Origin of the sequence: uncultured Roseibium sp. (genome assembly GCF_947496995.1) — a bacterium.
GTDB lineage: Bacteria > Pseudomonadota > Alphaproteobacteria > Rhizobiales > Stappiaceae > Roseibium.
On record NZ_CANMFD010000005.1, the window covers coordinates 92,783 to 117,641 of the forward strand.

Annotated in this window: 20 protein-coding genes and 1 tRNA gene; 6 read left to right on the top strand and 15 right to left on the bottom strand. The window is 61.2% G+C overall.

All coding sequences use genetic code 11. From position 1 onward, the window contains the following. Positions 1 to 330: 330 nt before the first annotated feature. Complete coding sequence (locus tag Q1B40_RS19425) at positions 331 to 1,230, top strand: LysR family transcriptional regulator (protein WP_299818079.1); 900 nt, start codon at positions 331 to 333, stop codon at positions 1,228 to 1,230. Positions 1,231 to 1,244: 14 nt separating this feature from the next. Here the strand turns inward: Q1B40_RS19425 and Q1B40_RS19430 are convergent, their stop codons facing one another. The 4 genes from Q1B40_RS19430 to Q1B40_RS19445 are packed head-to-tail and all read right to left on the bottom strand — an operon-like array spanning position 1,245 to position 4,006. Next, positions 1,245 to 2,237, bottom strand: coding sequence for an MDR family oxidoreductase (locus Q1B40_RS19430; protein WP_299818081.1), 993 nt, complete (start codon positions 2,235 to 2,237; stop codon positions 1,245 to 1,247). Further along, positions 2,234 to 2,518, bottom strand: coding sequence for a hypothetical protein (locus Q1B40_RS19435; RefSeq protein ID WP_299818083.1), 285 nt, complete (start codon positions 2,516 to 2,518; stop codon positions 2,234 to 2,236). Before Q1B40_RS19435 ends, Q1B40_RS19430 begins: the two co-directional genes overlap by 4 nt. Before the next feature lie 11 nt (positions 2,519 to 2,529). Beyond that, a complete protein-coding gene (locus tag Q1B40_RS19440) occupies positions 2,530 to 3,156 on the bottom strand; it encodes a DUF1326 domain-containing protein (RefSeq protein ID WP_299818086.1) in 627 nt (208 codons plus the stop codon). 16 nt (positions 3,157 to 3,172) lie between these two features. After that, positions 3,173 to 4,006 (bottom strand): DUF2182 domain-containing protein, encoded by an 834-nt coding sequence (locus Q1B40_RS19445; RefSeq protein WP_299818089.1) that lies wholly within the window; start codon positions 4,004 to 4,006, stop codon positions 3,173 to 3,175. Between the two features lie 257 nt (positions 4,007 to 4,263). Between Q1B40_RS19445 and Q1B40_RS19450 the strand changes: the two genes are divergently transcribed. Both Q1B40_RS19450 and Q1B40_RS19455 read left to right on the top strand, forming a co-directional pair. Next, positions 4,264 to 4,995, top strand: coding sequence for a GntR family transcriptional regulator (locus tag Q1B40_RS19450; protein WP_299818093.1), 732 nt, complete (start codon positions 4,264 to 4,266; stop codon positions 4,993 to 4,995). Positions 4,996 to 5,249: 254 nt separating this feature from the next. Next, a complete protein-coding gene (locus tag Q1B40_RS19455; RefSeq protein WP_156510395.1) occupies positions 5,250 to 5,396 on the top strand; it encodes a hypothetical protein in 147 nt (48 codons plus the stop codon). A gap of 153 nt (positions 5,397 to 5,549) precedes the next feature. Here the strand turns inward: Q1B40_RS19455 and Q1B40_RS19460 are convergent, their stop codons facing one another. From Q1B40_RS19460 to Q1B40_RS19475, 4 genes are all read right to left on the bottom strand, one after another. Continuing rightward, entirely contained in the window at positions 5,550 to 6,083 is a 534-nt protein-coding gene (locus Q1B40_RS19460; RefSeq protein ID WP_299818102.1) for a 2,4'-dihydroxyacetophenone dioxygenase family protein, read from the bottom strand. A 296-nt stretch (positions 6,084 to 6,379) separates the two neighbouring features. Next, a complete protein-coding gene (locus Q1B40_RS19465) occupies positions 6,380 to 7,240 on the bottom strand; it encodes a dienelactone hydrolase family protein (protein ID WP_299818105.1) in 861 nt (286 codons plus the stop codon). Positions 7,241 to 7,252: 12 nt separating this feature from the next. After that, positions 7,253 to 8,917 carry an alpha/beta-hydrolase family protein gene (locus tag Q1B40_RS19470; protein ID WP_299818108.1) on the bottom strand — a complete coding sequence of 555 codons (1,665 nt, stop codon included), beginning with the start codon at positions 8,915 to 8,917 and terminating at the stop codon, positions 7,253 to 7,255. 208 nt (positions 8,918 to 9,125) lie between these two features. Further along, a tRNA-Arg gene (locus Q1B40_RS19475) sits at positions 9,126 to 9,202 on the bottom strand. A 413-nt stretch (positions 9,203 to 9,615) separates the two neighbouring features. Here Q1B40_RS19475 and Q1B40_RS19480 point away from each other — a divergent pair. Beyond that, positions 9,616 to 10,437: a hypothetical protein gene (locus tag Q1B40_RS19480; protein ID WP_299818111.1), complete on the top strand. Its 822-nt coding sequence runs from the start codon at positions 9,616 to 9,618 to the stop codon at positions 10,435 to 10,437. Positions 10,438 to 10,638: 201 nt separating this feature from the next. After that, entirely contained in the window at positions 10,639 to 12,060 is a 1,422-nt protein-coding gene (locus Q1B40_RS19485; protein ID WP_299819106.1) for a M48 family metalloprotease, read from the top strand. Between the two features lie 204 nt (positions 12,061 to 12,264). Here the strand turns inward: Q1B40_RS19485 and Q1B40_RS19490 are convergent, their stop codons facing one another. The 5 genes from Q1B40_RS19490 to Q1B40_RS19510 form a co-directional block, all read right to left on the bottom strand. Then, positions 12,265 to 13,131, bottom strand: coding sequence for an RNA polymerase factor sigma-32 (locus tag Q1B40_RS19490; RefSeq protein ID WP_299818114.1), 867 nt, complete (start codon positions 13,129 to 13,131; stop codon positions 12,265 to 12,267). A gap of 202 nt (positions 13,132 to 13,333) precedes the next feature. Then, positions 13,334 to 13,933: a CarD family transcriptional regulator gene (locus Q1B40_RS19495; RefSeq protein WP_068408186.1), complete on the bottom strand. Its 600-nt coding sequence runs from the start codon at positions 13,931 to 13,933 to the stop codon at positions 13,334 to 13,336. A gap of 458 nt (positions 13,934 to 14,391) precedes the next feature. After that, positions 14,392 to 14,724 (bottom strand): ferredoxin FdxA, encoded by a 333-nt coding sequence (fdxA, locus tag Q1B40_RS19500; protein ID WP_299818120.1) that lies wholly within the window; start codon positions 14,722 to 14,724, stop codon positions 14,392 to 14,394. Between the two features lie 221 nt (positions 14,725 to 14,945). Continuing rightward, positions 14,946 to 15,344, bottom strand: a complete 399-nt coding sequence (locus Q1B40_RS19505) for an RNA-binding S4 domain-containing protein (protein WP_299819109.1) — start codon at positions 15,342 to 15,344, stop codon at positions 14,946 to 14,948. Next, positions 15,344 to 18,574, bottom strand: a complete 3,231-nt coding sequence (locus Q1B40_RS19510; RefSeq protein ID WP_299818123.1) for a helicase-related protein — start codon at positions 18,572 to 18,574, stop codon at positions 15,344 to 15,346. The genes Q1B40_RS19505 and Q1B40_RS19510 overlap by 1 nt, the downstream gene beginning before the upstream one ends. An 810-nt stretch (positions 18,575 to 19,384) precedes the next feature. Here Q1B40_RS19510 and pyc point away from each other — a divergent pair. Further along, positions 19,385 to 22,828 carry a pyruvate carboxylase gene (pyc, locus tag Q1B40_RS19515; protein WP_299818126.1) on the top strand — a complete coding sequence of 1,148 codons (3,444 nt, stop codon included), beginning with the start codon at positions 19,385 to 19,387 and terminating at the stop codon, positions 22,826 to 22,828. Between the two features lie 363 nt (positions 22,829 to 23,191). Here the strand turns inward: pyc and Q1B40_RS19520 are convergent, their stop codons facing one another. Next, entirely contained in the window at positions 23,192 to 23,947 is a 756-nt protein-coding gene (locus Q1B40_RS19520; protein ID WP_299818129.1) for a glutamine amidotransferase, read from the bottom strand. A gap of 94 nt (positions 23,948 to 24,041) precedes the next feature. After that, positions 24,042 to 24,518: a TerB family tellurite resistance protein gene (locus Q1B40_RS19525; protein WP_299818132.1), complete on the bottom strand. Its 477-nt coding sequence runs from the start codon at positions 24,516 to 24,518 to the stop codon at positions 24,042 to 24,044. Between the last annotated feature and the right edge of the window lie 341 nt (positions 24,519 to 24,859).

Here is a 24,859-nt window from a genome sequence, read left to right on the forward strand (position 1 = left end):
TCCTTTCGTTTGTGCGACCGCGTTAAAACGGCCACTCTTTGTTGGTGCATTCAGAGCCGACACGGCATGCCCTTGGTTTGTCACGGGAAACGGCCTGCATCGGGATACAGGAAACCGGCCCACGACGAGCCGGACGACTCTGGACCGGGCGCTTATATGGGAGCTTCCCGCCGAATGCAACCGGATTCCGCGCCGCCCGCCCGCCTTTCATGGCTTCAGGTGCCGAAACAGGAAGACTGCCAAAAGCCGACTGTTTCACTCAATTGCTGTGACTGAAGGTGGTGAATTTATCATTCTAAGCTCATTCCTGTGTAATATGCATGAATGGACATGCAAGGATTCAGAACACTTCTGCTCGTGCGGGACCTCGGCAGCATAGCCGCTGCGGCGCGGGCGCTCGATATCGACGCTTCGAACGTTTCCCGAACAGTGGCTGCCGTCGAGCGGGAGCTGGGTGCAAGACTGTTCCAGCGCAGCACCCGAAAGCTTGCCCTCACTGAAGAGGGAGACCGTTATCTGCGCCGCATTGCGCCGCTGCTGGAGGAGATGGACGCGGCCCGCGAAGAGATCTCCGAAAAGAGCTGTCTTGCGCGCGGCACCTTGCGGCTGACAGCGTCCGTCGCCTTCACCCTGGAGATCTTGATACCGCTTCTGCCCGGCTTTCAGGAGCGCTATCCGGAGATCTCGGTCGAGCTGTTTCCGTCCGACAGCAACCTGGATCTTCTTGCCGAAGGGCTGGATCTGGCGGTGCGTCTTGCCGCAGCCCCGAAGGGCGACATGATCTCCACGCGGCTTCTGAGGACGCGGTACCGGGTCGTTGCCGCGCCCGGATATCTGCAACGTTTCGGCGCGCCGGCCCGTCCGGAAGATCTTGCGGGGCGGGATTGCCTGCGTTTCGACCTGCCGGAGTTCAAGAGTGTCTGGCGGTTCCGCAGGCCGGGCGAAATGCCTTCTGCGGTTGCGGTCTCTGGCCGGACGGTGATTTCCAACGCCCTTGCGCTGCGGGAGGCGGCCCGGCTGGGGATGGGGCCGGCGCTTCTGGCCGACTGGCTGATCGACAAGGACCTGGCCGACGGCCTCCTCGTCGATCTCTTCCCGGAGCATGACTGCGCCGCGGGCGACTTCGATACCGGCGCCTGGATACTCTATCCGAGCCGGATCTACCTGCCGCGCAAGGTGCGGGTCATGATCGACTTTCTGAAATCGGAGCTGGGGCGGGCGTCTAAGTAACCCGCCCCGATCCGTCAGGCGTTCACGTCGACGACGACGCGGCCCTTCACCTGTCCTTTCAGGATATCGGCGCCAAGCCGCGGCAGGTCTTCCAGCGTCGCGGTCTGGATGACGGTTTCGAGCTTGTCCATCGGCAGGTCCTTCGCCAGCCGTTCCCAGGCCTTCAGGCGGGCGTCATAGGGCTTCATGACACTGTCGATGCCGAGCAGGTTGACCCCGCGCAGCAGGAAAGGGACCACGGTTGCCGGCAGAGCCGCGCCGCCGGCCAGGCCCACGGCGGCGACAGAGGCGCCGTATTTCATCTGGCCGAGAATACGCGCCAGCATGGAGCCGCCGACCGCGTCGATGCAGCCGGCCCAGGTTTCGCTTTCCAGCGGCCGCTTGACTGTTTCGCTGACATCGTCGCGCGGCACGATCCGGCTGGCACCGAGGGCTTTCAGGTACTCCCAGGTGCTTTCGCGGCCGGTCACGGCGGCGACCTCATAGCCGAGATTGGAGAGGATTGCTGTGGCGACCGAGCCGACTCCCCCCGCCGCGCCGGTGACCAGAACCGGGCCGTTTTCCGGCTTCAGGCCATGGTCCTCAAGCGCCATGATGGCAAGCATGGCGGTAAAGCCCGCCGTGCCGACAGCCATGGCATCGCGCGTGGTCAGGCCCTGGGGCAGGGGAACGAGCCACTCCCCCTTGACGCGGGCCCTCTGGGCGTAGCCGCCCCACCAGGCTTCGCCGACCCGCCAGCCGGTGAGGACGACCTTGTCGCCGGGCTGGTACCAGTCGTCCGAGGATTCATCGACCGTGCCGGCAAAATCGATGCCCGGCACGTGCGGATAGGTCCTGACGAGACCGCCGCCCGGGCCGAGACACAGCCCGTCCTTGTAGTTCAGCGTCGAGTATTCGACATTGACGGTCACGTCGCCTTCCGGCAGACGTGTTTCTTCGATCTGCTGGATCGAGGCACTGGTTTTTCCGTCCTCGTCCTTGTCGACAATAAGCGCTTTGAAGGTCATGCGGCTGGGTCCTGCTGGTTGGTTTTGCTCGAATTGGCTCTGGCCTGCCGGCGCAGGCCATATTTCCGGATCTTGCCGGTCGAAGTGGTCGGCAAGTCCTTGAAGACGATCTTCCCGGGCCGCTTGAAGCCCGCCATGTGTTCCTTGGTGAACGCAATGAGGCCGTTCCCGGTTGCAGTGGCGATTTCTTTCAGGTCGATAAAGGCGCAGGGGACTTCGCCCCATTTTTGGTCCGGCAAGGCGATCACGTCGATCGTTTCGGTGAGACTGTGGACCTGCATGGTTTGTCCTCCTAGGCGGCGGCTTCAGCCGGAGGACCGGACCAGTCGATCTGACAGATCTCGGCGCTGCGGCCATCGAAATCCCAGACGCGGCCATAGGCGCGCACCCGCCCTTGCGTGGCGGTGGCGACGGTTATGTCCGGCCCCATCCAGTAGGCGGTGTTGGTGACGACGATGTCCTCGTCGGGGTTTCCGCCCTTCACAGGCTCCACCTCGCCCTTGATGGCCTTGCCGACAATCAGGCGGCGTTTCTTGCCTTCGTTGGTATAGGAGACCGGTGCCCGTTCCGCTCCCAGAAACTCGCTGACCAGAACCCGGAACAGTCCGGTCGTGCCCTTGGCCTGGCCGGAGAAGATCTTGATCAGACTGTCATAGGCCGCGTCGCTGGCCCGTTCGTCGATATAGGCGGCCGCCTTCCAGTTGCCGCGCGCCATCAGGCCGGGAATCTCCAGGACCAGGCCGACATTGAGGCCGGAAAGATCCGTGTCCTCGTAGTGGCCCTCGTCGATGCGAACGCCCGCCCAGGCCTGGCAATAGCCTTCGGTCGGCGGATGCTGGCCGAGGGAAACCACACAGGGACAGAAAACCGTGCAGTTGCAGTTCAGGATCAGTTCGCCGCGAATGGCCCAGCCGGACATGCGTTTCTCCTTGGCGTCAGTTTGGCAGGAAAGGCAGGACAATCACGGTTGTGCCTGCAAGGATGAGGAAGACGCCGAGCGGCGCGTTTATTATCGCGCCGATATCCGGCAGTTTTTCAAGCGTCATCAGCACCATGGCGAGCGCCATGATTGCCAGATTCATGGTGCCGGCGACAAAGGCCAGCAGCATCAGGGCCCAGCAGCACCCGAGGCATACGGCGCCGAGCCGCAGACCGAGCCTGTAGGCGCCGCGATTGCCCGGTTGCCAGTGTGTGAGGAAAAAGGCCATCGGGCTCTGGCAGGCTTTCAGGCAGGCGGCCTTCAGGGCGCTGAACTGATAGAGCCCGGCGGAGACAAGCAGCGCGCCGCTGAGGACATGAGAGGTCGACCGGCCAAGAGGGTCGACCAGGCCAAGGGAGGCCAGCCTGACCTGCACAAAGGCGGCGGCAACGGAAAATCCCAGCCAGACGGAAAGATATCCCGCGACCAGAACGGCAAGGGAGAGGCTGTTCGCGGCAGCCGTGTGGGTCAGGTCGGCATAGGTGCGGAAAGCGGGGAAGGCCGTGGGCGCCATCATCGCCAGGGTCATCAGGACCCACATCAGAAAAGTGGTGCCATAGCCCGTTACTGCAACGGTGTTCGAGCACAGCCACAGGAGAGCGCCGACGCCGGACCGACCCGCGAAAGAAGTCCCTCCGGGAAAGGCCTGCATGGTGAACAGGATGCTCCAGGCTGTCAGAACAGCGGTAAAAAACAGCAGCGCCAGAACGCCATGACCCGGCAGCAGCCGTGCAAGTGCCCTCACCTCGTCCTCCCAGGATCGGCCTTTCAGCCGCGTATTTGCGGGCATGACGGCCGGTTTCTGCCGATTTTCTCCCGCTGCCTTTCGAAGTCAGGGGCTCGGCTTCTTGCCCTTAACGCTGCTCCTGCCGATGTTAAAAGTCAAACATTTAATTGTCAGACATTTATATCTTTGCGATTGACGCTGTGGCGGGCGATAGCTAATTTTGGCGGGCTTCCGGACTGTCCGCCGGAAAATCCGGGCGACAATGCGCTGGGCTACAGCAGGCTGGACGACAGCGGGCCGGGCGGAAACTGGAGTGGAATGTGGCGATCGAGTTCAACACCATACAAAAAGAGGGCCTGTCGGTTCAGATCGCCAACGCCATCCGCGATGCGATCCTCGACGGGCGGCTCACCGGTGAGGAACGCTTGCCGAGTGAGGCGGAGCTGGCGGACCGTTTCGGCGTTTCCAGATCGACGGTTCGCGAGGCGCTGAAGCGGCTTGCGGCGCAGAACCTGATCCGCAGCGAACGCGGCTCTGCGGGGGGCGCTTTCGTCAACCGCATTACCTGGTCCGAGGCGACGGACAATCTGGTCACCACCACCCGGCTTCTCATCGGCATGAACGATATTCCGCTGGAGGATGCGATCGAGGCGCGGTTCGCGCTGGAAGCTGCCGCCTTGCCGCTGGCGGCCACGCATCGTACGGAGGCCCAACTGAGCGAGCTCAGGCAGGAAATCCGCCGCCAGCGCGATCCGCTGACAAGCGACGAGGCGTTTTGCGCCTCGGATGTCACCTTTCATTCCGTGATCGCCGGTGCGACAGCCAATCCGCTGCTGGCGTTTCAGCTTTCGGCTGCCTTTGAAGCCATGCAGCCCCTGATGAACATGCTGGTCTATCGTCTTCGCGACCGGGAGCGGATAGCCGACTTTCATGACGCTCTGGCATCGGCCCTGGAGGCGAAGGATAGCGCCAAGGCGTCCGCGAGCCTTGATGCCCTGTCGGCCTATACACGGGAACTGGCCGCCCAGCGCCGTAAGCCCAAGACCGGCTGACCGTTTGCTTGTCGCACCTGACGCCCGGCGCTGCAGTCTTCGTTTCACCAAAAAGCCGCGGAATGCCGATGCATGTCGAGGCTTGAAAAGCACCAGTCAGTACACGCCTTGCGTGTAGATATCGCCTGCGTCATACCCTTCCGTTGCGTTTCCTTCGTCTAAAGTATAATATAGACGAAAGTCGAATATCGAATCGGCTTGGCGAAAGCGGTGCCGCAGTGCCGCAGTGCCGCGCGGTCGAAGGAGCGAAGAAGATGAAGTACTGGAGCCTCGCCATTGTTGCGCTGATGATTGTAGGTGTCGCCGCAGTCCGGCACACCAATCCGAACAGTCAACTGACCGGAGAAACCACCAATTCCGGTGTCCCTGTCACGACGTTGCACACGCCTGTCACGCCGTAAGGCACGAGCACGCGCGTTGGCACCGGGGTCGGGGTTGATTTTGCCGGATCGCCCCCGCCGGCCGGGCAAGCTGATGCTTGCGGACAGGCCATGTCTAATATCAGCCTGTCCGCGGGAAAACTTCCTTGAGCTACCCGGATGCCGGGGTGTGCGTCAGCGGAAGAGTTTGTCGATAGCGTCTGCACCCAGGCCGACGCTTTCATAGTGTTTTCTGCAAAGGTCGATGTACATGTGGACGTCGAAATAGCCGTCCGGCTCACCCGTTTCATCGAGCCAGATCAAGGGGCCGTGGACCTGAAAGAACACCTTCATCGGGTCCTCGTGCTCATAAGCGACAAGCGTGTGCCCCTCACCCGGCGTCTCGTAAACGAAGTCGCCGGCGGTGGCGATCCAGTCATGCTCCAGGTAACCCCATTTGCCGGAAATCGTGTAGGCGAACACCTCGTGCGGGTGATAGTGCCGGTTCACCAGCCCGGGGCCTTTCGCCATCAGGATGTCGCACCACTTGTTCTGTGACGGCGAAATCCACAAGGGGCGCGACGATACCGTTTCAGTGAAAGGCACATAGTATCTTTCATCCTCCGTCGCCGCATTGGCCATATAGACCTCGGGCAGCGCATCGGGTTGAAACACCTTGTCTATCGGCTTGATGTCCCGCCAGAATTCCTTCGTATTTTCGTTCGACATGTCTCCCCCTCCAGGTCGTTTGATTCTGTAGTGTCGTTCCTCAAGTCTAGACTAGAGCAAAACCTGGTCACACCGAACCATTCCGATTCGGTGTAACCAGCTAAATTTGTGCGATTTTTTTCCTGGAGCATTGCCATTGTCACGCTGGTCCTTTCCAACTTTCAAAGACCTTGTCCGCTTGATCATTCGTGTTTGGCTGTGTCCGCAAGCGTGTGCCCTGGTGCTGCGGTCATGCGCAAAGGCCAGGATCGACGATGCTCATCTCGATCGTTGTCAGGCACTCTCCAGGACGGGCCTTACGGGGTGCCCAGGAACTCGATGGTCGCCACGATCGCGGCATCCGTGGTTTCGGCGTCGAACTCAAGAGTGCTCAGGAAGGACTTTTCTTCTGCGTCGAAGCTATGCGTGACCCCCTGGTAGATGGAGACCTCCACATCGGCGTTGACAGAAAGCAAGCGGCCCGCAACCTCAAGGCAGTGGTGCTCATTTACGATCGTGTCGCCGTCGACAAGAAGAAAAAGGTAGGATGGATCGGACGGCAGTTCGTTGACGGACCCCACGCTTGCAGGGCCGCAATAGGGATAGAAAAAGACGGCTTTCCCAATTCCGGCAAGGGGGTCTGCGGCGATGGCCTCAGGCCAGTTTGTCAGCAGGGGCGGTACTGTTCCGGCCAGGGCCATGGCGAGATAGTCGAGGCTCGCCCAACCGCCATGCGATAGGCCGATCAGCGCCACGCGACTGCTGTCGATCTGCGGACGGTTGCGCAACTCTGCGAGCGTGACCGCGATGTCGGCTGCGCGCTCGGCTCCGTTCAGAATCTGCCCCGCACACACCAGCCGCCAGAGTTCCACCTCATCGAGCCCGCGGGGCCCGTGACTGTCGACGATGACCGAGGCCCAGCCCGCTGCGGCAAGGTCGCCAGCCAGCCGATCGAGGTTCGATTTCGGGCCATCACACCCCGACAAAAGCAGTGCGACCGGGTGCGGGCCCTCCGCTTCGGGCAGTGTCCAGCGGAGGGCTGGCTCGATCAGGGATGCGGTCATTTCCGGCGATTGCGGGTTGGCCGACCAGCCGAGGCGACCGCGTAGGCCGTTGACTGTGAAAAGTGTCACCAACAGCACCGCGACAATGCCGATCCAGAGGAACCAGCGTCTCATGACACGACGTCGTCAGTCATTGCTGCAGCCGTTCTGGAAACCATTGTCGCAATGGGCCTTGAGCCGGGCGGTGTCGTCTTCGCTCCAGTCTTCCGGGGCACTTACCTGAACCCATGGGACAATGTAATCCTGGGCGTAGTAGGCGTGGCCGTGTCCCGGTGGAGCGCCGAAGGAAAGCGCCATATCGAGAGCCAGCTGGAATTGAGTCACGATGGGCATGAAGGTCATATGCGCCGAGGCGTCCGGCGCCGGTGGGTCTCTCATCCAGGGAGGCGCGCGCCAGACCGAGAGCGGCTCGTAAAACACGATCGGATCACTGGAATATTGCAGGAAGACGATGCGCATGTCGCCCCAGGGGGCGCCTGCCGAAGCATCGTCAAAGTGGCCGGCGTGACGGATGAAAGAGCCGTCGCCGATCTGCGGCAATATCCAGAGGCTGCCGTCTTCCCGGGCGTTCTGGACGTATCTCCAGAAACCGGAGGGAAACGGCGGTCCGGCCCAGAAGGCGCCGTCGATGGGATCGTTGACCAGGCGAAAGAGGTTTGTGGCATACATCGACGACCATGCCCCGAGGCTCAGGCCATGGACATAGAGGCGTGGCCGCGCATCCGCCGGCAGCGTCTGCCAATAGCGGTGGACGGTCTCCAGAAGCGCTGTTGCCTGATCGAGCCCGGTGTCTGTTTCCAGGATCAGGGCCAGCGGCGATTGCAGATAGGAATATTGCGCGGCGACGGTCGCGATGTTGCCGCCATGCATGTATTCCAGCGGATCGTGACTGCCGGGGTCGAGCCAACCGGTCCCCGTGGGGCTTGCGACCACCAGCACCTTGCGCTCAAAGGCGCCGGTCCGGATCAGTTCGGCCAGGGCAAGGTCGGCACGTTCCTGGGCTGTTTTTGCGTTGGCGCGTCCCACATAGACACGAATGGGGTCGAGTGCCGGATTGCCGGTGAACGCCGCGATGTCTTCGGCGTCCGGACCACCGAGGACGAAGTTGCGTCCGGGCGTGCCAAGAGCGCCCCAGTCGATCAGCGAATTGGCGCCGCCGGTGAGTTCCGGGTTTTCAGGTGGTGGCGGTGCGGTGTCGAAAAGTTCCTGGGCCGCTTCGTAGCTTGAATCGAGGCCCGTCACCACCTGGTCATAGAGCCCGTCCCGGGTGACGACAAAGAGGGCGAGGCCGACGACAACGAGGGCCAGCACATTGGCGCGGCGTTCCGGCATAACCCGCAGAAGGCGGGATCGGACAAGGCGCACCAGCCAGCCCACCAGGGCGCCCAACGCAAAACAGACCGCAAAGGTCAGGAGCGCGACGAGCATCAAAAAGATCAGATCGGGATTGTCGACGAACGGCATGTCCATCTTTACACGCAGGTCGTTCTGCCAGGTAAGGCTTGAAACCAGTGTCCAGCCGAAGAACGACAGCGTTCCGATTGCAAGAAGCGAGAGCAGCCAGCGCTTCGCTGCGCCGTGAAGCTCCGGCATGGCCGCCACACGCCATAGCAGCAGCAGGATCCACCAGGTAAGGTACCCCAATGCCATGACCAGCCCGCCCAGGACACCCTGCACAAGGGGGCCACGCGGAATGAGAGAGGGGGTCAGTGAGACGGCGAAAAAGAGAAGACCGAGCAGCAGTCCGGCGATCGAAATCCTCTTCAGACCAACCACAGCGGCATCTCCCATTCTCCGGTTCCTGCAAACAGCGACGTCCCCTTATCCGTGTCACCTGCCCGGGACGAGGCAAGCGTAAACCAAGCAAGGGAGCAGGCCAAACGCCTATTTCGCCCGGAAAAGCAGGATACCTGCCACCGGTCAGCTTGCCGGTCGTCGCGAACAGCATCCAGCAGGCGGTGCCGGTATTCGACAAGCAACGGCTCGTTTTTCGAGAAATTGGTGACCCCGACGCGATTCGAACGCGTGACCCTCAGATTAGGAATCTGATGCTCTATCCTGCTGAGCTACGGGGCCCCAAAGCGGTCGCTTAGCATGATTTTCCGGTCTTTGCGAGCCCTCCGGCAAAGGCCGGCCCGGAAAGGTGTTTCGCAGTGTCCGGCGGAGGACCACGCCTCGGCCCGATGCCTGCGTCCGGGCTTTTTTCCGCCGTGTCTTCGGCTTGCCTTAATCGCTGCTTAGCAAGTCTTTCCTGAAACTGCCTTTTTTCGGCTATGGGCGGAACGATCCGAGCGTGACAGCATTCTCGTTTCGACGAGCAAGTCTGACGGACGGATCCCGGGAAAAGGTCAGGGTAAGTTGTCTGTCTTGTTGCGATTGCAGCAAGGCAGGGTGATCCGGAGAATCGGTTGAGAGGGCAGCGGGTGTCGAGTGGACGCTTGAGCGGCAGGACGAGGACGGAACACAGCGGCCGCGGGCGGATAAATCCGGTGCGGGCGCTCTGTCTTGCCGGGCTGGTGCTTGCCGCCGGATACGCCCGGGCGGATGAGAAGGATCAGCCGCTTGTCCGGGCCGCCTATGATGCCTGTGTGCCAGCAGACATTTCTCCGGTAGCTGTTGAAAAGTCGGCGGAAGACGGTGTGTTTGTCGCTCCGTCGGGGCAGCGTTATCTGGCCAGCGAGCTGCATGTTCCGGATTCTCAACCTGGAGGGACACTCTCCGCAGCCGGTTTGGCGGCGGGCGTGGCGTCCGGACTTGAAGCTGTTGCGAGCGGACCGGAAAACCGCTGGGGTTTGACGCCGGCCTGGATCGTTCTGAGAGACGGAGATGCCGGCGAGCTTGTGCAGGCCGTCCGGCTGATGGAAGGGGCGGCGGTCTATGCGCCCGATCAGGAGGACAGTGCCTGTGCGGGTCTCCTGCGGCTGGCGGAAACGGCAGCGCGCCGCGAACAGCGCGGCCTGTGGGGAGACAAGACGGCGGCGCCGGTCTATTCTGCGGCGAGGCCGGGTCAGCTTGAAGAAGAGACCGGAAACTATGTGATAGTGAAGGGGCGCGTTGTTTCCCTTGGAAAAACCGAAAGCACCCGCTATCTGAATTTCGGAAAATACTGGAAAACAGACTTCACCGTCACGTTGAAGGCGTCCGACGAGGCGATCTTTGACGCGGCCCTCGGCCGTTCGGGCTGGCAGGTGGAGAAACTGGCGGGAAAGTTCGTCGAACTGCGCGGCTTCGTGCAGGTGAGGGACGGTCCGCATATGGCGCTCCGTCATCCGGAGCAACTGGTGGTGCTGGAGCATCCCGCGTTCGAGTGATCGCGGGGAATGCTTCTTAAGATTTTGAAATCGATCAGCTTTTCTGCTTTCATGCGCGACAGCATGAAAGCAGGGTGATCCCTGAAGGCAAAAGGGCAGGACGTGGCGGCCAGGACGGAAACTGATTATCGTCAGTTGTCTCTCGTCGAGACGCGGAAAACGGCAGGTCGCGCGGCTGCGCGCCGCTGGCTGCGAAGCGTCATGGCCTGCAGTCTGGCGCTGCTGGTCGGCTCCTGCCAGCTTCTGGGCGACGGCACGAGCGTGGGGGCGGTGTCGCCGGGCACCCTGCGGCCCAATCTTGCCAACGATATCGGTGAGCGGGAACATCCGCGTGTTGTTGCCACCTATGGCGGCGTCTACAACGATCCGGGCGCGGAGCGGGCTGTCGCCAGTGTGGTCGGCCGTCTCGTGGCCGCCTCGGAAGATCCGTCGCAAAGCTACAAGATCACGATCCTGAACTCCCCGGCGATCAACGCATTTGCCCTGCCGGGTGGGTATCTCTATGTGACGCGCGGCCTGCTGGCTCTGGCGAACGACACGTCGGAAGTCGCGGCGGTGCTGTCCCATGAGATGGCGCATGTGACCGCCAATCACGCCATCAAGCGCCAGGAGAGGGCGGAAGCCAAGCAGCTTGCGAACAAGATCCTCACCGACGTGGTTCAGGATTCCGAGGAAGCCCGCAAGGCGATCATCTCCTCGCAGTTGTCCTTCGCCCGGTTCAGCCAGGTGCAGGAGCTGGAAGCGGATGCGATCGGCGTCAAGACGCTCGCCAAGGCCGGCTTCGATCCCTATGCCGCCGCCAGGTTCCTGCGCTCCATGGCCGCCTTCGCGCGCTACCAGTCGGCGGACAAGTCGGGCTCTTCCGCGCCGGACTTCCTGTCCTCGCATCCTTCGACGCCGGAACGCCTGCAGATCGCCGTCCGCTCGGCCCGCCAGATCGGCGCGCCGGGGATCGGCGAACGCGACAGGGACCGCTATCTCGGCCAGATCGACGGGATGCTGTTCGGCGACGATCCGCTGGAAGGCTTCGTCCGCGGCCGGTCGTTCCTGCACAAGGCGCTGGGCATCGGGTTTACCGTACCGTCAGGCTATATTCTTGAAAACTCGCCGGAAGCCGTGCTTGCCAGCAACGGCGACGGAACCGCGATCCGCTTCGACGGCGCGGATGTCAGCGGCTATTCCGATCTTGTCCAATACATGAATTCGGGCTGGATCAACGGGCTGCTGCCGGAAAGCGTCCGCCAGACCACCATCAACGGGCTGCCGGGGGTCACGGGCGCGGCGATCACGCAGGGCTGGTCCTTCCGGATCGCGGTTCTGCGCATCGGCCGGACCGGCTACCGCTTCATTTTCGCCAGCCGTTCGCCGAACGACACGTTCGACAGGGACTTCCGTGAAACGATCGAGAGTTTCTCGCAGCTGACGCCGACAGAACGGGCGCGCCTGCGGTCCCTGCGGATCAAGGTCATCAAGACCAAAGCCGGGGATACGCCGCGCAAACTTGCTATCGGCATGAGCGGTGTCGAACCCTCGCGGCGCCTGGAGTTCTTCTCGATTCTGAACGACCTGCCGGCGGACGACCCGGTTCCGGTAGGAACCGCGGTGAAGCTGGTGGTCGACTAGGATCTTTGGGGAACGTCGGGGCTTCGCTAAATCCACCTGCCCGTCAACAGCTCGGGCTGCCGTACTGCTGCCTGGCGGTACGCAACACGCTTCAGAGCATGTCGCGTTAAATTGAATTCAGGAAATCGCCCGAAAGCATCTGCAATGCAAACGCTGGCGCGAGCGTCTTCCTGAACCCATCAATTCGCTCAAACGCGATACGCTCTAAAAAGCGTTGTAGACTGCCTGATCCGGCTGGGCGGCGAGCAGGGCGGACTTGAGTTTTTCCATGGCCCGACTCTCGATCTGGCGCACACGTTCCTTGGAAATGCCGAGTTTCACCCCGAGCGCCTCCAGTGTGGCGCCTTCTTCCGACAGCCGCCGCTCGCGGACGATCTTCAGCTCCCGCTCGCTGAGGACTTCCAGTGCGGAGGAAAGCCAGCGGTTGCGGCGCTCGGTATCAATCTGTCCGGTGACGATTTCATCGGGCAACGGATCGTCCGAGACGAGAAAGTCCTGCCTGTCGGCGCTGGAGCCTTCGCTGTCGGTGATCGGTGCGTTCAGCGAGGTGTCCGGTCCGGACAGCCGGGCGTTCATCAGCGCCACGTCGGACTGTTTGACGCCGATGGCATCGGCGATCTTGCGATGCAGTTCGCTGTCGGTGAGCGGGGTCTGGCTGTTGGAGAGCTTCGCCCGCAGACGGCGCAGGTTGAAGAACAGCGATTTTTGGGTGGAAGACGTCCCGCCGCGCACGATGGACCAGTTGCGCAGGATGTAATCCTGTATCGAGGCGCGGATCCACCATGTGGCGTAGGTGGAGAACCGCACTTCCCTTTCCGGCTCGAAACGCGCGGCGGCTTCAAGCAGACCGACATGCCCTTCCTGGATCAGGTCGCCCAGCGGCAGACCGAAGTTTCGGAAGCGGGCGGCAACGGCGATCACGAGACGCATGTGAGACAGGGAAAGCTTTTCAAGAGCCTTCTCGTCCCGATCGTCCCGCCATCGGTAGGCAAGTTGCAGCTCCTCTTCGCGGCTGAGGTAGGGGGCCTTCATCGCCGCCCGCACAAGCTGCCGTTTTTCGCTAAAGGACATGACCGACACTCCGATATGTTATCGGGGGAGATTACGTAGCGATGGTCAGGTTAGATCACTTCTGCCCTCTGTTGGGGCCGAAAATGTGCACTTCTGCGTGATATCCGCGCGACCGGAACAGGTATAATGTCCTGAAAAGAAAGAAGGGTCCGGAAATATCCGGACCCTTCTTCATTCGTTCAAAGTGAGAACCGCCAATCGGTCAGGCAGCTTCTTCCTTGCCGTCATCTTCCTCGGCTTCGGCAGCTTCTGCTTCAGCCGCTGCCGCCGCCTTCAGGCGGCTCGGAGATTTCGCCAGGTTCTGTTCGATCTGCTTGACCGCCTCGGTTTCCGAGCACTTGTTCACGGCTGCGATCTCGCGAGCCATGCGGTCGAGGGCAGCTTCATAGAGCTGGCGTTCGGAATAGGACTGCTCCGGCTGGGTATCGGACCGGAAGAGATCGCGGACAACTTCGGAGATCGAGTTGAGATCGCCCGAATTGATCTTCGCTTCGTATTCCTGCGCACGACGGCTCCACATGGTGCGCTTGACGCGCGGCCGGCCGCGGACGGTTTCGAAGGCTTTCTTGACCGCTGCCGGATCGCCGAGCTTGCGCATGCCGACGGACACGATCTTGGCGACCGGGACACGCAGGGTCATCTTGTCCTGTTCGAAAACGATGACGAGCAACTCCAAAGAGTGACCGGCAACGTTCTGTTCTTCAATGGCGGTAATCTGGCCGACGCCGTGGGACGGATAAACGATGTACTCGCCGGTTTTGAAACCTTGACGCTGCGCGGTCTTTTTGGGATTCGTTGCCATATTTGTATTCTCTCCTGCGCAGTTGATCGGTCCGGTCAGGACCGGGAACGGACCGCGGTGCGGTCCCCTGTTCTTTTGTGACACGCATCCCGTCGAGGCGATCCGAAGTGGAACGCCTGGGGATGTACGGCGTGTCAGGGCTGGTCAGTCGTCAAATTCCACATTAAAACCTTGTTCACTCGTAAGAGCTGCCGGGACCTCACGCTGTCCGGTAACTTTGCGGACCGGGACGCGTTTCGAAGACTCCGTTTTATGGGGTTATTCTCGTGGTTGGCGACTGTTTCTGTTTATAACATACTTTTGTGGAAAATTAAAGTGTTGCGCTTTTGTGGTGCGCAAAGGGCACAGATCGCCATCTTGGGGCGATCTTCCAGGTGCCTGAAACATCTCGCGGAATCGCTGTGTTTCCGCAATCCCGTCGGGCTTGTGTCATTGCGTGGCGGCAAGCACCGCGCGAATCACTTCGGGGCTTCCGGCGAGAAATACTGCTCGAGTTTGTTTTCCTTGCCGTCAAACTCTTCCGCCTCGGGAAGTGCATCTTTCTTTTCGGTAATGTTCGGCCACTTTTCCGAGTATTCGGCGTTGAGCTCGATCCACTTTTCCAGGCCGGGCTCGGTGTCGGGCAGAATGGCCTCGGCCGGGCATTCCGGCTCACAGACACCGCAGTCGATGCATTCGTCCGGATTGATGACGAGCATGTTCTCGCCTTCGTAGAAGCAATCCACGGGACAGACTTCAACACAGTCGGTGTATTTGCACTTGATGCAGTTGTCTGTGACGACGTAGGTCATCGGTATCCTCACTCGGTGCCGGTCCCGGGGGACAGGTTCGGCCTTTCAGCTCCGGTCCGGCAGTTCCTGGCGCGGCCTGCTCGCACGTGGAGCCGCAACGTTAAATTTCTTGTCGATGTTGGGTATCGTTTTTGGAAAGCGCGTGCAAGCGCACAGGATGACGCAATCCGCGATGATATGAGAAAGTTATTCTGTTTTGGCGCGCATTCAGAGATTTAGGCTCAATTGTCGCCGCGCCAGGCGTCGATCTTGCGTCTGTCGCGCTTGGTCGGGCGGCCCGCACCGGCCTCGCGCAGCGCCGGATGGGAAGGTTGTTCCTCTTTGGGCGGCGGCGGTGGAGACATGTCCTCGTAGAGCTTGCGGGCCTCTTCGAAAGGGCCGCGGCGGGAGCCGAGCGCAGCCACCTTCAGAACGAGGATCCGCCTGTCCAGGGCAATGGTCAGAACGTCGCCAACCTTGACGGTCTTGCTGGGGGTGACGACCTTGTCGCTGTTTAGCCTCACATGCCTGGAGGAAATCAGCTTCTGGGCAAGAGATCGGGATTTGGTGACCCTGGCGTACCAGAGCCACTTGTCAATGCGCAGTCCGCCACCGGCGGCTTGTGGGTCGGGCGCCGGAATTACTTCTTGTCCTTGTTATCCATGTTCGCCTTCAGCGCCAGCAGTGCCGCAAAGGGAGAATTGGGATCAATCGGCTTTTCCCTGGGGGCCTTGTCACGCCGGTTGCCGCCGTCGGACCCTCTCTGGCCGCCATGCTTGCCTCCGTGCCGGCCATCGGACTGGCCGCCGCCGCGATTGCGGTTGGGGCCGCCCTTGCCATGGCGCTTTTCGCCGGCGCCGGCCTTGGGGTCCTGTCCCTTGCGGTCTCCACCACGGCGCTGGTCCTGGCGGCCGCGGGGCCGGCGGTCCTGCCGGCCGGGTCGCCAGACTTCAATGGTGACGGTTTCCGTCGCAGCGTCAGCCTCAGCAGTCCCGGAAGAGGCCTCGGCGTCCGCTGCTTCATTCTGTGCTTCGGCAGATGCCTCGACAGGTGCTTCACCTGGCGTTTCGGTCGCTGCTTCCGAAGGAGCCGTTTCGCTGGAAGCTTCGGATGAAGCCGGTTCTTCCACCACTTCAGCTGCTGCTTCGGCAGCCGGTTCGCTTGCCTGCGGTTCTGCAGGCTCGGATTCCGGTGTGTCCGTCGCGGATGGCGCAGGTTCCGTGGTTTCCGGTTCTGCGGCAGGGGTCTCGGTCTCTTCGGTCCCGGCCGTGCTTTCGGCAGGAGATGCGGCCTGCGCTTCCGCAGCAGGTTCGGCAACGCTTTCCGGCGTTGTTTCCGCTGCTGCTTCCGCAGCCGGTGTCTTGTCCTGCTCCGCCGCCGGTTTCGCGGCCACCGGACGCTGCACCTCTTTTGTTTCCACCCGGTAGCCGAGGGATTTGAGAACGGCGGTGAAATCCTCGCCGGCGCAGCCGAGCAGGGACGTCATGGCAACGGTAACCGTGAACCCGCCGCCCTGGGCGATCGCTCCCTCCGGGGGGCTGACGTCCGCATCGAGCGGCTTCCAGGCGATCAGGGGCCGGATGAGATCCGCCAGGCGTTCCAGAATGTCGACACGCACGGCTCTGGGGCCGCAGACGCGGAAGCCGACGACCTTGTAAAGCGCCTTGTCGATGGTTTCGTCGACCGGGATGGACGTGCGGCCGGAGGCGGAAAGCTGCGGCAGCTCGGCCATGCCGTTCATGTCCAGGGAGCCGTGCTTGAGCGCCCAGAGCTGGGCAAGAAGCTGGCTCGGGGCCGGTTTCAGCAAGGCAGGCACGAAGATCGTGTAGGCGCCGAAACGCACACCGAACTTGCGCAGGGACGCGCGCATGTCCTGGTCGAGCTGGCGGATTTCGTCGGAGGCGTCCTGGCGCTCCAGAATGCCGAGGCCCTCGACGATCCGGAAGGCGATGCCGCGGGCAAGGCCTTCAAGGCCTTCTCCGGCCTTCAGATCGGCCAGCGGCTTCAGCAGCGTATCGACCTGTGCCTTGATCCACTGATCGATGCGCGCCTGCACCGCGTCGCGGGCGGGGCCGGTCAGATGTTCATCGGCAAGCAGCAGAACCGTTGGAGACAACACGTCCTCGCCGGCGACCAGTTTGGCGACCGGTTCACCGCGCCAGCGAACTGCGCCTTCCGACGTCAGCACGAAGTCGCTGTTTTCCGACTTGCCCAGCTTTTCAGCGCGGGATTCGATCTCGGTCGTCAAGGCCTTTTGCGCGGCAGCACGAACCGTCTTGCCGTCGGGGCCTTCGGCCGCCGAGTCGGGGGCAAACCGGAAGCCAAGCAGATTTCCGATGTGCTGACCTTCGACGAGCACATCACCGCTCGAGGTAATTTCCGCTTCCAGCATTGCATTCTCTCTCAGACGTCGCATCAATACACTTGTCCGCCGATCCACGAACCGCTGGGTCAGCCGTTCATGAAGGGCGTCAGATAGTTTGTCTTCAATGGCGCTTGTCTCGCCTTGCCAGTGGGCCGGATCGGCCAGCCAGTCAGGGCGATTGGCGACATAAGTCCACGTCCGGATGTGTGCAATCCGGTTCGCGAGAGTGTCGATATCACCATCTGTGCGGTCTGCGAAGGCCAATTGACGTTTAAACCAGTCGTCGGCGATGGCGTTGTCCTGCATCAAATGCGTGTAAATCGTGTTCAGCAGGTCTGCGTGGTTCGCCGGCGCGATCTTACGGTAGTCCGGAACCTGACACACGTCCCATAACAATTCGACCGCTTTTTCACCCCTGACCATGTCGGATATTGCGAGATCGCGCAATAAATGTTCAAGAGCGGTGATATCGTCCCCCGTCGGCGTTCTTGCCAGACCGTCTTCCGTGGGGACCGTATCGAGGCTCCGGCGCAATGTCGCCGCGGATGAAAAATCCAGCGCACTGTTGCGCCATTGCAGCACTTTCAGGCTGTCGAAGTGGTGACTTTCGATCTGTTCGACCAGGTCGTCGCTCAACGGATCGACGCGGCCGGTCACCCCGAAGGTGCCGTCCCGTGTGTGCCGGCCGGCGCGTCCGGCGATCTGTCCCATCTCCGAGGGCGTGAGCTGGCGGTACTGATATCCGTCATATTTGCGGTTGCCGGCGAAGGCGATGTGGTGGAGGTCGAGGTTCAGGCCCATGCCGATTGCGTCGGTGGCGACCAGGTGATCGACATCGCCGTTCTGAAAGAGCTCCACCTGGGCATTCCGGGTGCGCGGGCTCAGGGAGCCCAGAACGACAGCCGCACCGCCGCGCTGACGGCGGAGCAGTTCGGCGATGGAATAGACCTCGTCCGAGGAGAAGGCGACCACGGCGGAACGCGCCGGCAGCCGCGATACCTTTTTCGAGCCCGCATATTCCAGAACGGACATGCGCGGTCTCGTGACGACATTGAGACCCGGCACCAGTCTTTCAAGAAGCGGACGGATGGTGGCCGCGCCGAGCAGTAGGGTTTCCGATCTGCCGCGCAGGTTCAGTATCCGGTCTGTGAAGACATGGCCGCGATCCAGGTTTCCGGCGAGCTGCACCTCGTCGATGGCGACGAATTCCGTATTCAGGTCAAGCGGCATCGCCTCGACCGTAGATACCCAGAAGCGCGGGTTTTTCGGAATGATTTTTTCTTCGCCGGTGATCAGCGCCACCGCATCCGTGCCGGCCCGTTCGGCAACCCGGCCGTAAACCTCGCGCGCCAGAAGGCGCAGAGGCAATCCGATCAGCCCGGACGATTGCGCAAGCATGCGCTCGATCGCAAGGTGGGTTTTTCCGGTATTGGTGGGTCCCAGGACCGCCGTGACGGTGCGGGACCGTGCTGATGGCGGCAGCGGCAAGGTTTGAGGACGGAGCATGGAAATAGTCGTGACCGGCTTTCTTGGGGCGCGTCGCCTATATCTGGTGCAGGGTGTCTACCACAGGCGGGAGGGACGTGTCCCCTTTCTTTTCGGGTGCGGGAAGGGATTTTCCGGGGTGAAAATAAGCTGTGGAGAACGACTCTGGAACAAACCGTAACCGAATCGGCGACTCCGGGAGATTCAGGATTTGTTCCCTACGAGATGTGGTTTGTGAAGCGCAGTACGCCACGAAATCGTGAATCGGGTCAAGGATTTGAGTCTGAGTTGCAGCTTCGTGGTGATTTGTTCCAGCGCCCTGTCAAGCCTTAATTTCATGATAACCGGCAAACCTGCAGATGTGTCGATGGTATTAACGTTCGGACACAGGGTGAACGAAAGCCGGACGAATCGCTGATTCAAAGGTGTTTTGGTTCTGTTCTCACAATATGTGGTAGGGCGTGGCCACTCCACGCATAGCCGAACGCCCGGTCCCACACGGAGTGCGTGTCGCCTGAGCGGGCGGGGTCGCAAATTTGTGCTGAAATGAACCAGGTCTTGATGCGTTCGCCTCTTCGGGGGAGGGGGCGGAAGCTGCGTGAATTTATTGTTGCACCGCAAATTTTTCAAAAGCTCAGTTGCTGCGGGAACTTCGACCGAATAACCTCACGGTTTCCGGGAGTTGCCGGAGCAGGTGCAAAAATTGGCTGTCGGCCGGGCCGCGCGGTCCAGGCAGCGGTATGTCTCACGCCCCTTTTCAATTGCATCGGTCCAAAGTAGTAATCTTGCCGATACAGGCGTCATTTTAAGATAAGATCAGGGAGAGGTCGTTTGGCGATAGCTAAAATTCTCGTTGCGAACAGGTCCGAAATTGCGATCCGGGTTTTCAGGGCCGCCAACGAGCTCGGTCTGAAGACCGTGGCGATCTACGCCGAACAGGACAAATTGGCGCTTCACCGGTTCAAGTCGGACGAAGCCTATCAGGTCGGCAAGGGTCTCGGTCCGATCGAAGCCTATCTGTCGATCGACGAGATTATCCGTGTAGCCAAGCTTTCCGGCGCCGATGCGATTCATCCGGGATACGGCCTCCTGTCGGAAAGCCCGGAATTCGTCGACGCCTGCGAAGAGGCGGGCATTATCTTCATCGGGCCGAAATCCGAAACCATGCGCCGGCTCGGCAACAAGGTCGCCGCGCGCAATCTGGCGATCGAGGCCGGCGTGCCGGTGATGCCGGCCACCGAGCCGCTGCCCGACGACATGAACGAAATCAAGCGGCTTGCAGCAGGGGTCGGCTATCCGGTGATGCTGAAGGCGTCCTGGGGCGGCGGCGGACGCGGCATGCGCGTGATCCCGGACGAAGCCACGCTGGAAAAGGAAGTTCTGGCGGCCAAGCGCGAAGCCATGGCGGCTTTCGGCAAGGACGAGATCTACCTGGAAAAACTGGTGCAGCGCGCGCGGCATGTGGAAGTGCAGATCCTGGGGGACGGCCAGGGCGGGCTTGTCCACCTGTTCGAGCGGGATTGCTCCATTCAACGCCGCCACCAGAAGGTGGTCGAACGTGCGCCGGCGCCGTATCTTGACGCGGAAAAACGCGCCGAACTGTGCGCATACGGTCTGAAGATCGGCCGGGCGGTGAATTACCGCGGTGCGGGTACGGTCGAGTTCCTGATGGATGCCGATACCGGCTCGGTCTATTTCATCGAGGTCAATCCGCGCGTTCAGGTGGAGCACACGGTGACCGAGGAAGTCACCGGTATCGACATCGTCCAGGCGCAGATCAAGATCGCCGAAGGGTCAAGAATAGGCACGCCGGAAAGCGGTGTCCCGGACCAGGAGGATATCCACCTTCACGGCAATGCCCTGCAGTGCCGTATCACAACCGAGGATCCGGACCAGAACTTCATTCCCGACTACGGCCGTATCACCGCCTATCGCGGCGCGACAGGCTTCGGCATCCGTCTGGATGGAGGCACCGCCTATTCGGGCGCGGTGATCACGCGTTTTTACGACCCGCTCCTGGAAAAGATCACCGCCTGGGCACCGACCGCGGAAGACGCCCGCAAGCGCATGGACCGCGCGCTGCGCGAATTCCGTATTCGCGGCGTGGCGACCAACCTGGTGTTTCTGGAAAACATCATCGGTCACCCGGATTTCAAGGCCAACAATTATACGACCCGGTTCATCGATGACACGCCAGCGCTGTTTCAGCAGACCCGGCGCCAGGATCGGGCCACCAAGCTGCTGACCTACATCGCCGATGTCTCGGTCAACGGTCATCCGGAAACCAAGAACCGGGCCCGGCCGCCGCAGGACGTGGCGGCTCCGGTGGTGCCCGATTTCGGCGATGTCAAACCGTCCGGAACGCGGCAACTGCTCGACGAGCTCGGGCCGAAAGGCTTTGCCGACTGGATGAAGGATCAAAGCAGGGCCCTGATCACCGATACGACCATGCGCGATGCACATCAGTCGCTGCTGGCCACCCGCATGCGCAGCCATGACATCGTCAGTGTGGCCGAAGCTTATGCTTCTGGTCTGCCGAGCCTGTTCTCGCTGGAATGCTGGGGCGGCGCGACCTTTGACGTTGCCATGCGCTTCCTGACCGAAAGTCCGTGGGAGCGCCTGCACAAGATCCGTGAAAAAGCCCCCAACATTCTGCTTCAGATGCTGCTGCGCGGCTCCAACGGGGTCGGTTACACCAATTATCCGGACAATGTGGTCCGGTTCTTCGTTGCCCAGGCGGCGGAAAACGGCATCGACCTCTTCCGTGTCTTCGACTGCCTGAACTGGGTGGAGAACATGCGCGTGTCGATGGATGCGGTCCAGGAAGCCGGCAAGTTGTGCGAAGGCGTGCTGTGCTACACCGGCGACCTCATGGACAGCGCCCGGCCGAAATACGACCTGAAATACTATGTCGGGCTCGCAAAGGAACTGGAAGCCGCCGGCGCACATATCCTCGGCCTGAAGGACATGGCCGGCCTCATGAAGCCTGAAGCGGCGAAGATCCTGATCCGGACGCTGAAGGAAGAGGTCGATCTGCCGATCCACTTCCACACCCACGATACGTCCGGCATCGCTGCGGCGACCGTGCTGGCGGCTGTTGAAGCGGGTGCGGACGCGGTCGATGCGGCGATGGACGCGCTTTCCGGCCTGACTTCCCAGCCATGTCTCGGTTCCATCGTGGAAGCCTTGCGCGGCGGCGAACGGGACACCGGCCTCGACGCCAGGGTGATCCGCCAGATTTCCTTCTACTGGGAGGCCGTGCGCACCCAGTACAGGGCCTTCGAGAGCGATCTTCGCTTTGGGGCCTCCGAAGTCTATCTGCACGAAATGCCCGGGGGCCAGTTCACCAACCTCAAGGAACAGGCCCGTTCGCTCGGCCTCGAAACCCGCTGGCACGAAGTCGCCCAGGCCTATGCGGACGTCAACATGATGTTCGGGGATATCGTCAAGGTGACGCCGTCATCAAAGGTGGTCGGCGACATGGCGCTGATGATGGTCAGCCAGGGTTTGAGCGTGGCCGAGGTCGAGGATCCGGCCAAGGATGTCGCTTTCCCGGACAGTGTCGTGCAGATGCTGCACGGCGATCTCGGGCAATCTCCCGGCGGCTGGCCGCAGGCCCTGCAGAAGAAGGTCCTGAAAGGCGAAAAGCCGATCACGGTCCGGCCCGGTTCGCTGCTGAAGGAGGCCGATCTGGACGCGGAACGCAAGGAGGCGGCGGAAAAGACCGGGCGCGAGATCAGCGACACGGAGCTGGCGTCCTATCTGATGTATCCGAAGGTGTTTACGGATTTCGACAAGGCGCAGCAGCAATACGGCCCGACATCCGTCCTGCCGACGCCGGTCTATTTCTACGGCCTGGAACAGGGCCAGGAGATTTTTGTCGACCTGGAACCCGGCAAGACCCTGGTCCTGCGCTGTCAGGCCATCGGCGAGACGGACGAACAGGGTGAAAAGAAGGTCTTTTTCGAACTCAACGGTCAGCCGCGCAGCGTCAAGGTTCCGGACCGGGCGCACGGCGGGACCGGCGCGGCAGCGATGCGCAAGGCGGAAGACGGCAATGCCGCCCATGTCGGCGCGCCGATGCCGGGCGTGATTTCCACCGTTGCGATCGCCGCAGGGCAGGACGTGAAGGCCGGTGACGTGCTGGTCTCCATCGAAGCCATGAAGATGGAAACCGCGCTGCATGCGGAACGCGACGGCAAGGTCAAGGAGGTCCTGGTCTCGCCGGGCTCCCAGATCGACGCCAAGGATCTTCTGGTGGTCTTCGAGGCCTGACAACAAAAAGGCCGCCCAAGGGTGGCCTAAAACTGTCGAAAACCCTCAGCACGTCATTCCGGACAAGTGCAGCATCGCTGCACGCTGATCCGGAATCCAGCGTTTCAGCGCGAGCGCAAGCGAGCACTCAACCAGTCAAGCCTTTGAAATCATGAAATAAGACCCGCCTGTGGCGCGAAATATGTCTGGATCCCGGATCTGGCCATGCAGCTAGCGCTGCAGACCCTCCGGGAAGACAGCCGAGGGTGGTACTCAGCCTCTTCTTCATTCAACAGAGTTGATGACGCCGGGGTTGGGCAGCAGCCTAAGGCCGCTCAAGAGCGGCCTTGAACCGGGGGACCCGGTTGGAAACGCTGCTTGTGCCTATTCCGCTGCTTTCAGCATGCCGTGCTGCACGGGGGCTTCTGCGGTGCCGATCCACAGATCCAGAAACCGGTCGAGCCATTGGCGGACGGCGGGATCGTAGACAAAGCGGCCGGCGAAATGATCGCGTCGTTTCTGGGCGCCGGGAAGGTCCATGCGCGGTGCGCCCTTGGTGGTCCAGCGGACCATCATCTGATGGGTGAGTTCCGGATGGAACTGGATGCCATAGGCGCAGGGGCCGATGCGGATCGCCTGGTTCGGATAGGTCGGGCCTCCGGCAAGCAGGTCCGCGCCTCGGGGCAGGTCGAAGCCCTCCCGGTGCCACTGATAGACTTTCTTGGGCCAGTCCATAAGCGCCTTGCCCGCTGCGGTCGGCTGCAGCGGATAATAGCCGATTTCAACCAGGGCGTCGTCATGCCCGGCGACCTGGCCGCCAAGATGCCTGACCATCATTTGCGCGCCCAGGCATATGCCGAGAAACGGCTTTTGCTCCTTGAGCGGGACCTTGATCCAGTCGATTTCCTTTTGAATGAAGGCGTCGGGATCGTTGGCGCTCATCGGGCCGCCGAAAATGACGGCGCCCGCATGTCCGTCCATGGTGTCCGGAAGCACGTCTCCAAAGCGCGGTTTGCGAACGTCGAGCGCAAAGCCACGGTTCACCAGTTCACGGCCGACGCGGCCCGGCGAGGAGTGTTCCTGGTGGAGAACGACCAGTATCCTGGGTCTGGTCCCCGTGTGATCAGTCTGGAAATGCATCGCTCTAATATGCTGCAGGCACGCCTGAAAATCGAGTCCCGTTGTCTGTGCAAGCTGTGCAAATGATTGCCACGGGCGTTTTTCGGTCCAGACGTCAGTCGAGCTCGTTCAGCTCCGGAGCCGTCTTGGCGACCTTGTGACGAAGGGTCATGCGGTCCCGCGTCGAGACACCGAGCAGTTCGGCCACCCGCCAGATGGTGTTGTCCTCGAATTCATGGACCTGACCGTCCGCATAGACGATTTCCCACATCATCTCGACGATGGCGAGGCGCTCGGCTTCGTCAGTGGTCCGCTTCAGAATGGATGTGAAGCCATAAAGGTCCACGGCTTCTTCGTCGCGCTGCCTGGCGATGTCGATGAGCTCCGTGGTTTCCTTGTCGGTCAGATCGTAGTGCTGCTGCAGGATCTGGCGGAGCTTTGCGCTCTCGCTCTCCTCAATCACGCCGTCGATATCGATCAGGTGAAACAACAAGGCAGCCGCCGCCAGACGCTTGTCGTCCTCGGCGAAGGTCTTTTCCCCACTGTCGCCAAAAGTCAGTTCGCGAACAAAGCTTTTCAGCGAATCCAGCATGTTTTTTGTCCCTTTTTCCCGGCTGCGCCCCCGGCAGCCTGAAGTATCTTGCTCTCATTCAAACCAAGCGAAGATGCTTCTGCCCGTCCAATCTCATTCAACTCTTCCGCTCTGCTGTGGTTCCCCAACAAAGCGGACCGACACAGATAGCCACAACAAAGTTTCTTTAGCATCAAAGAGTTGATGATGACTTTAAACGAATGACATGGGAATTGAATCCGGCATTTCAAAATCAGGTTTTTTGAATTATTCTAAACTATTGATTTTTTTGGATTTTTAACTTGACTTCAAGTCTCATAAAATGTTTTCACCGACCTCTGTAAAGCGCGATCGGCGCTCCG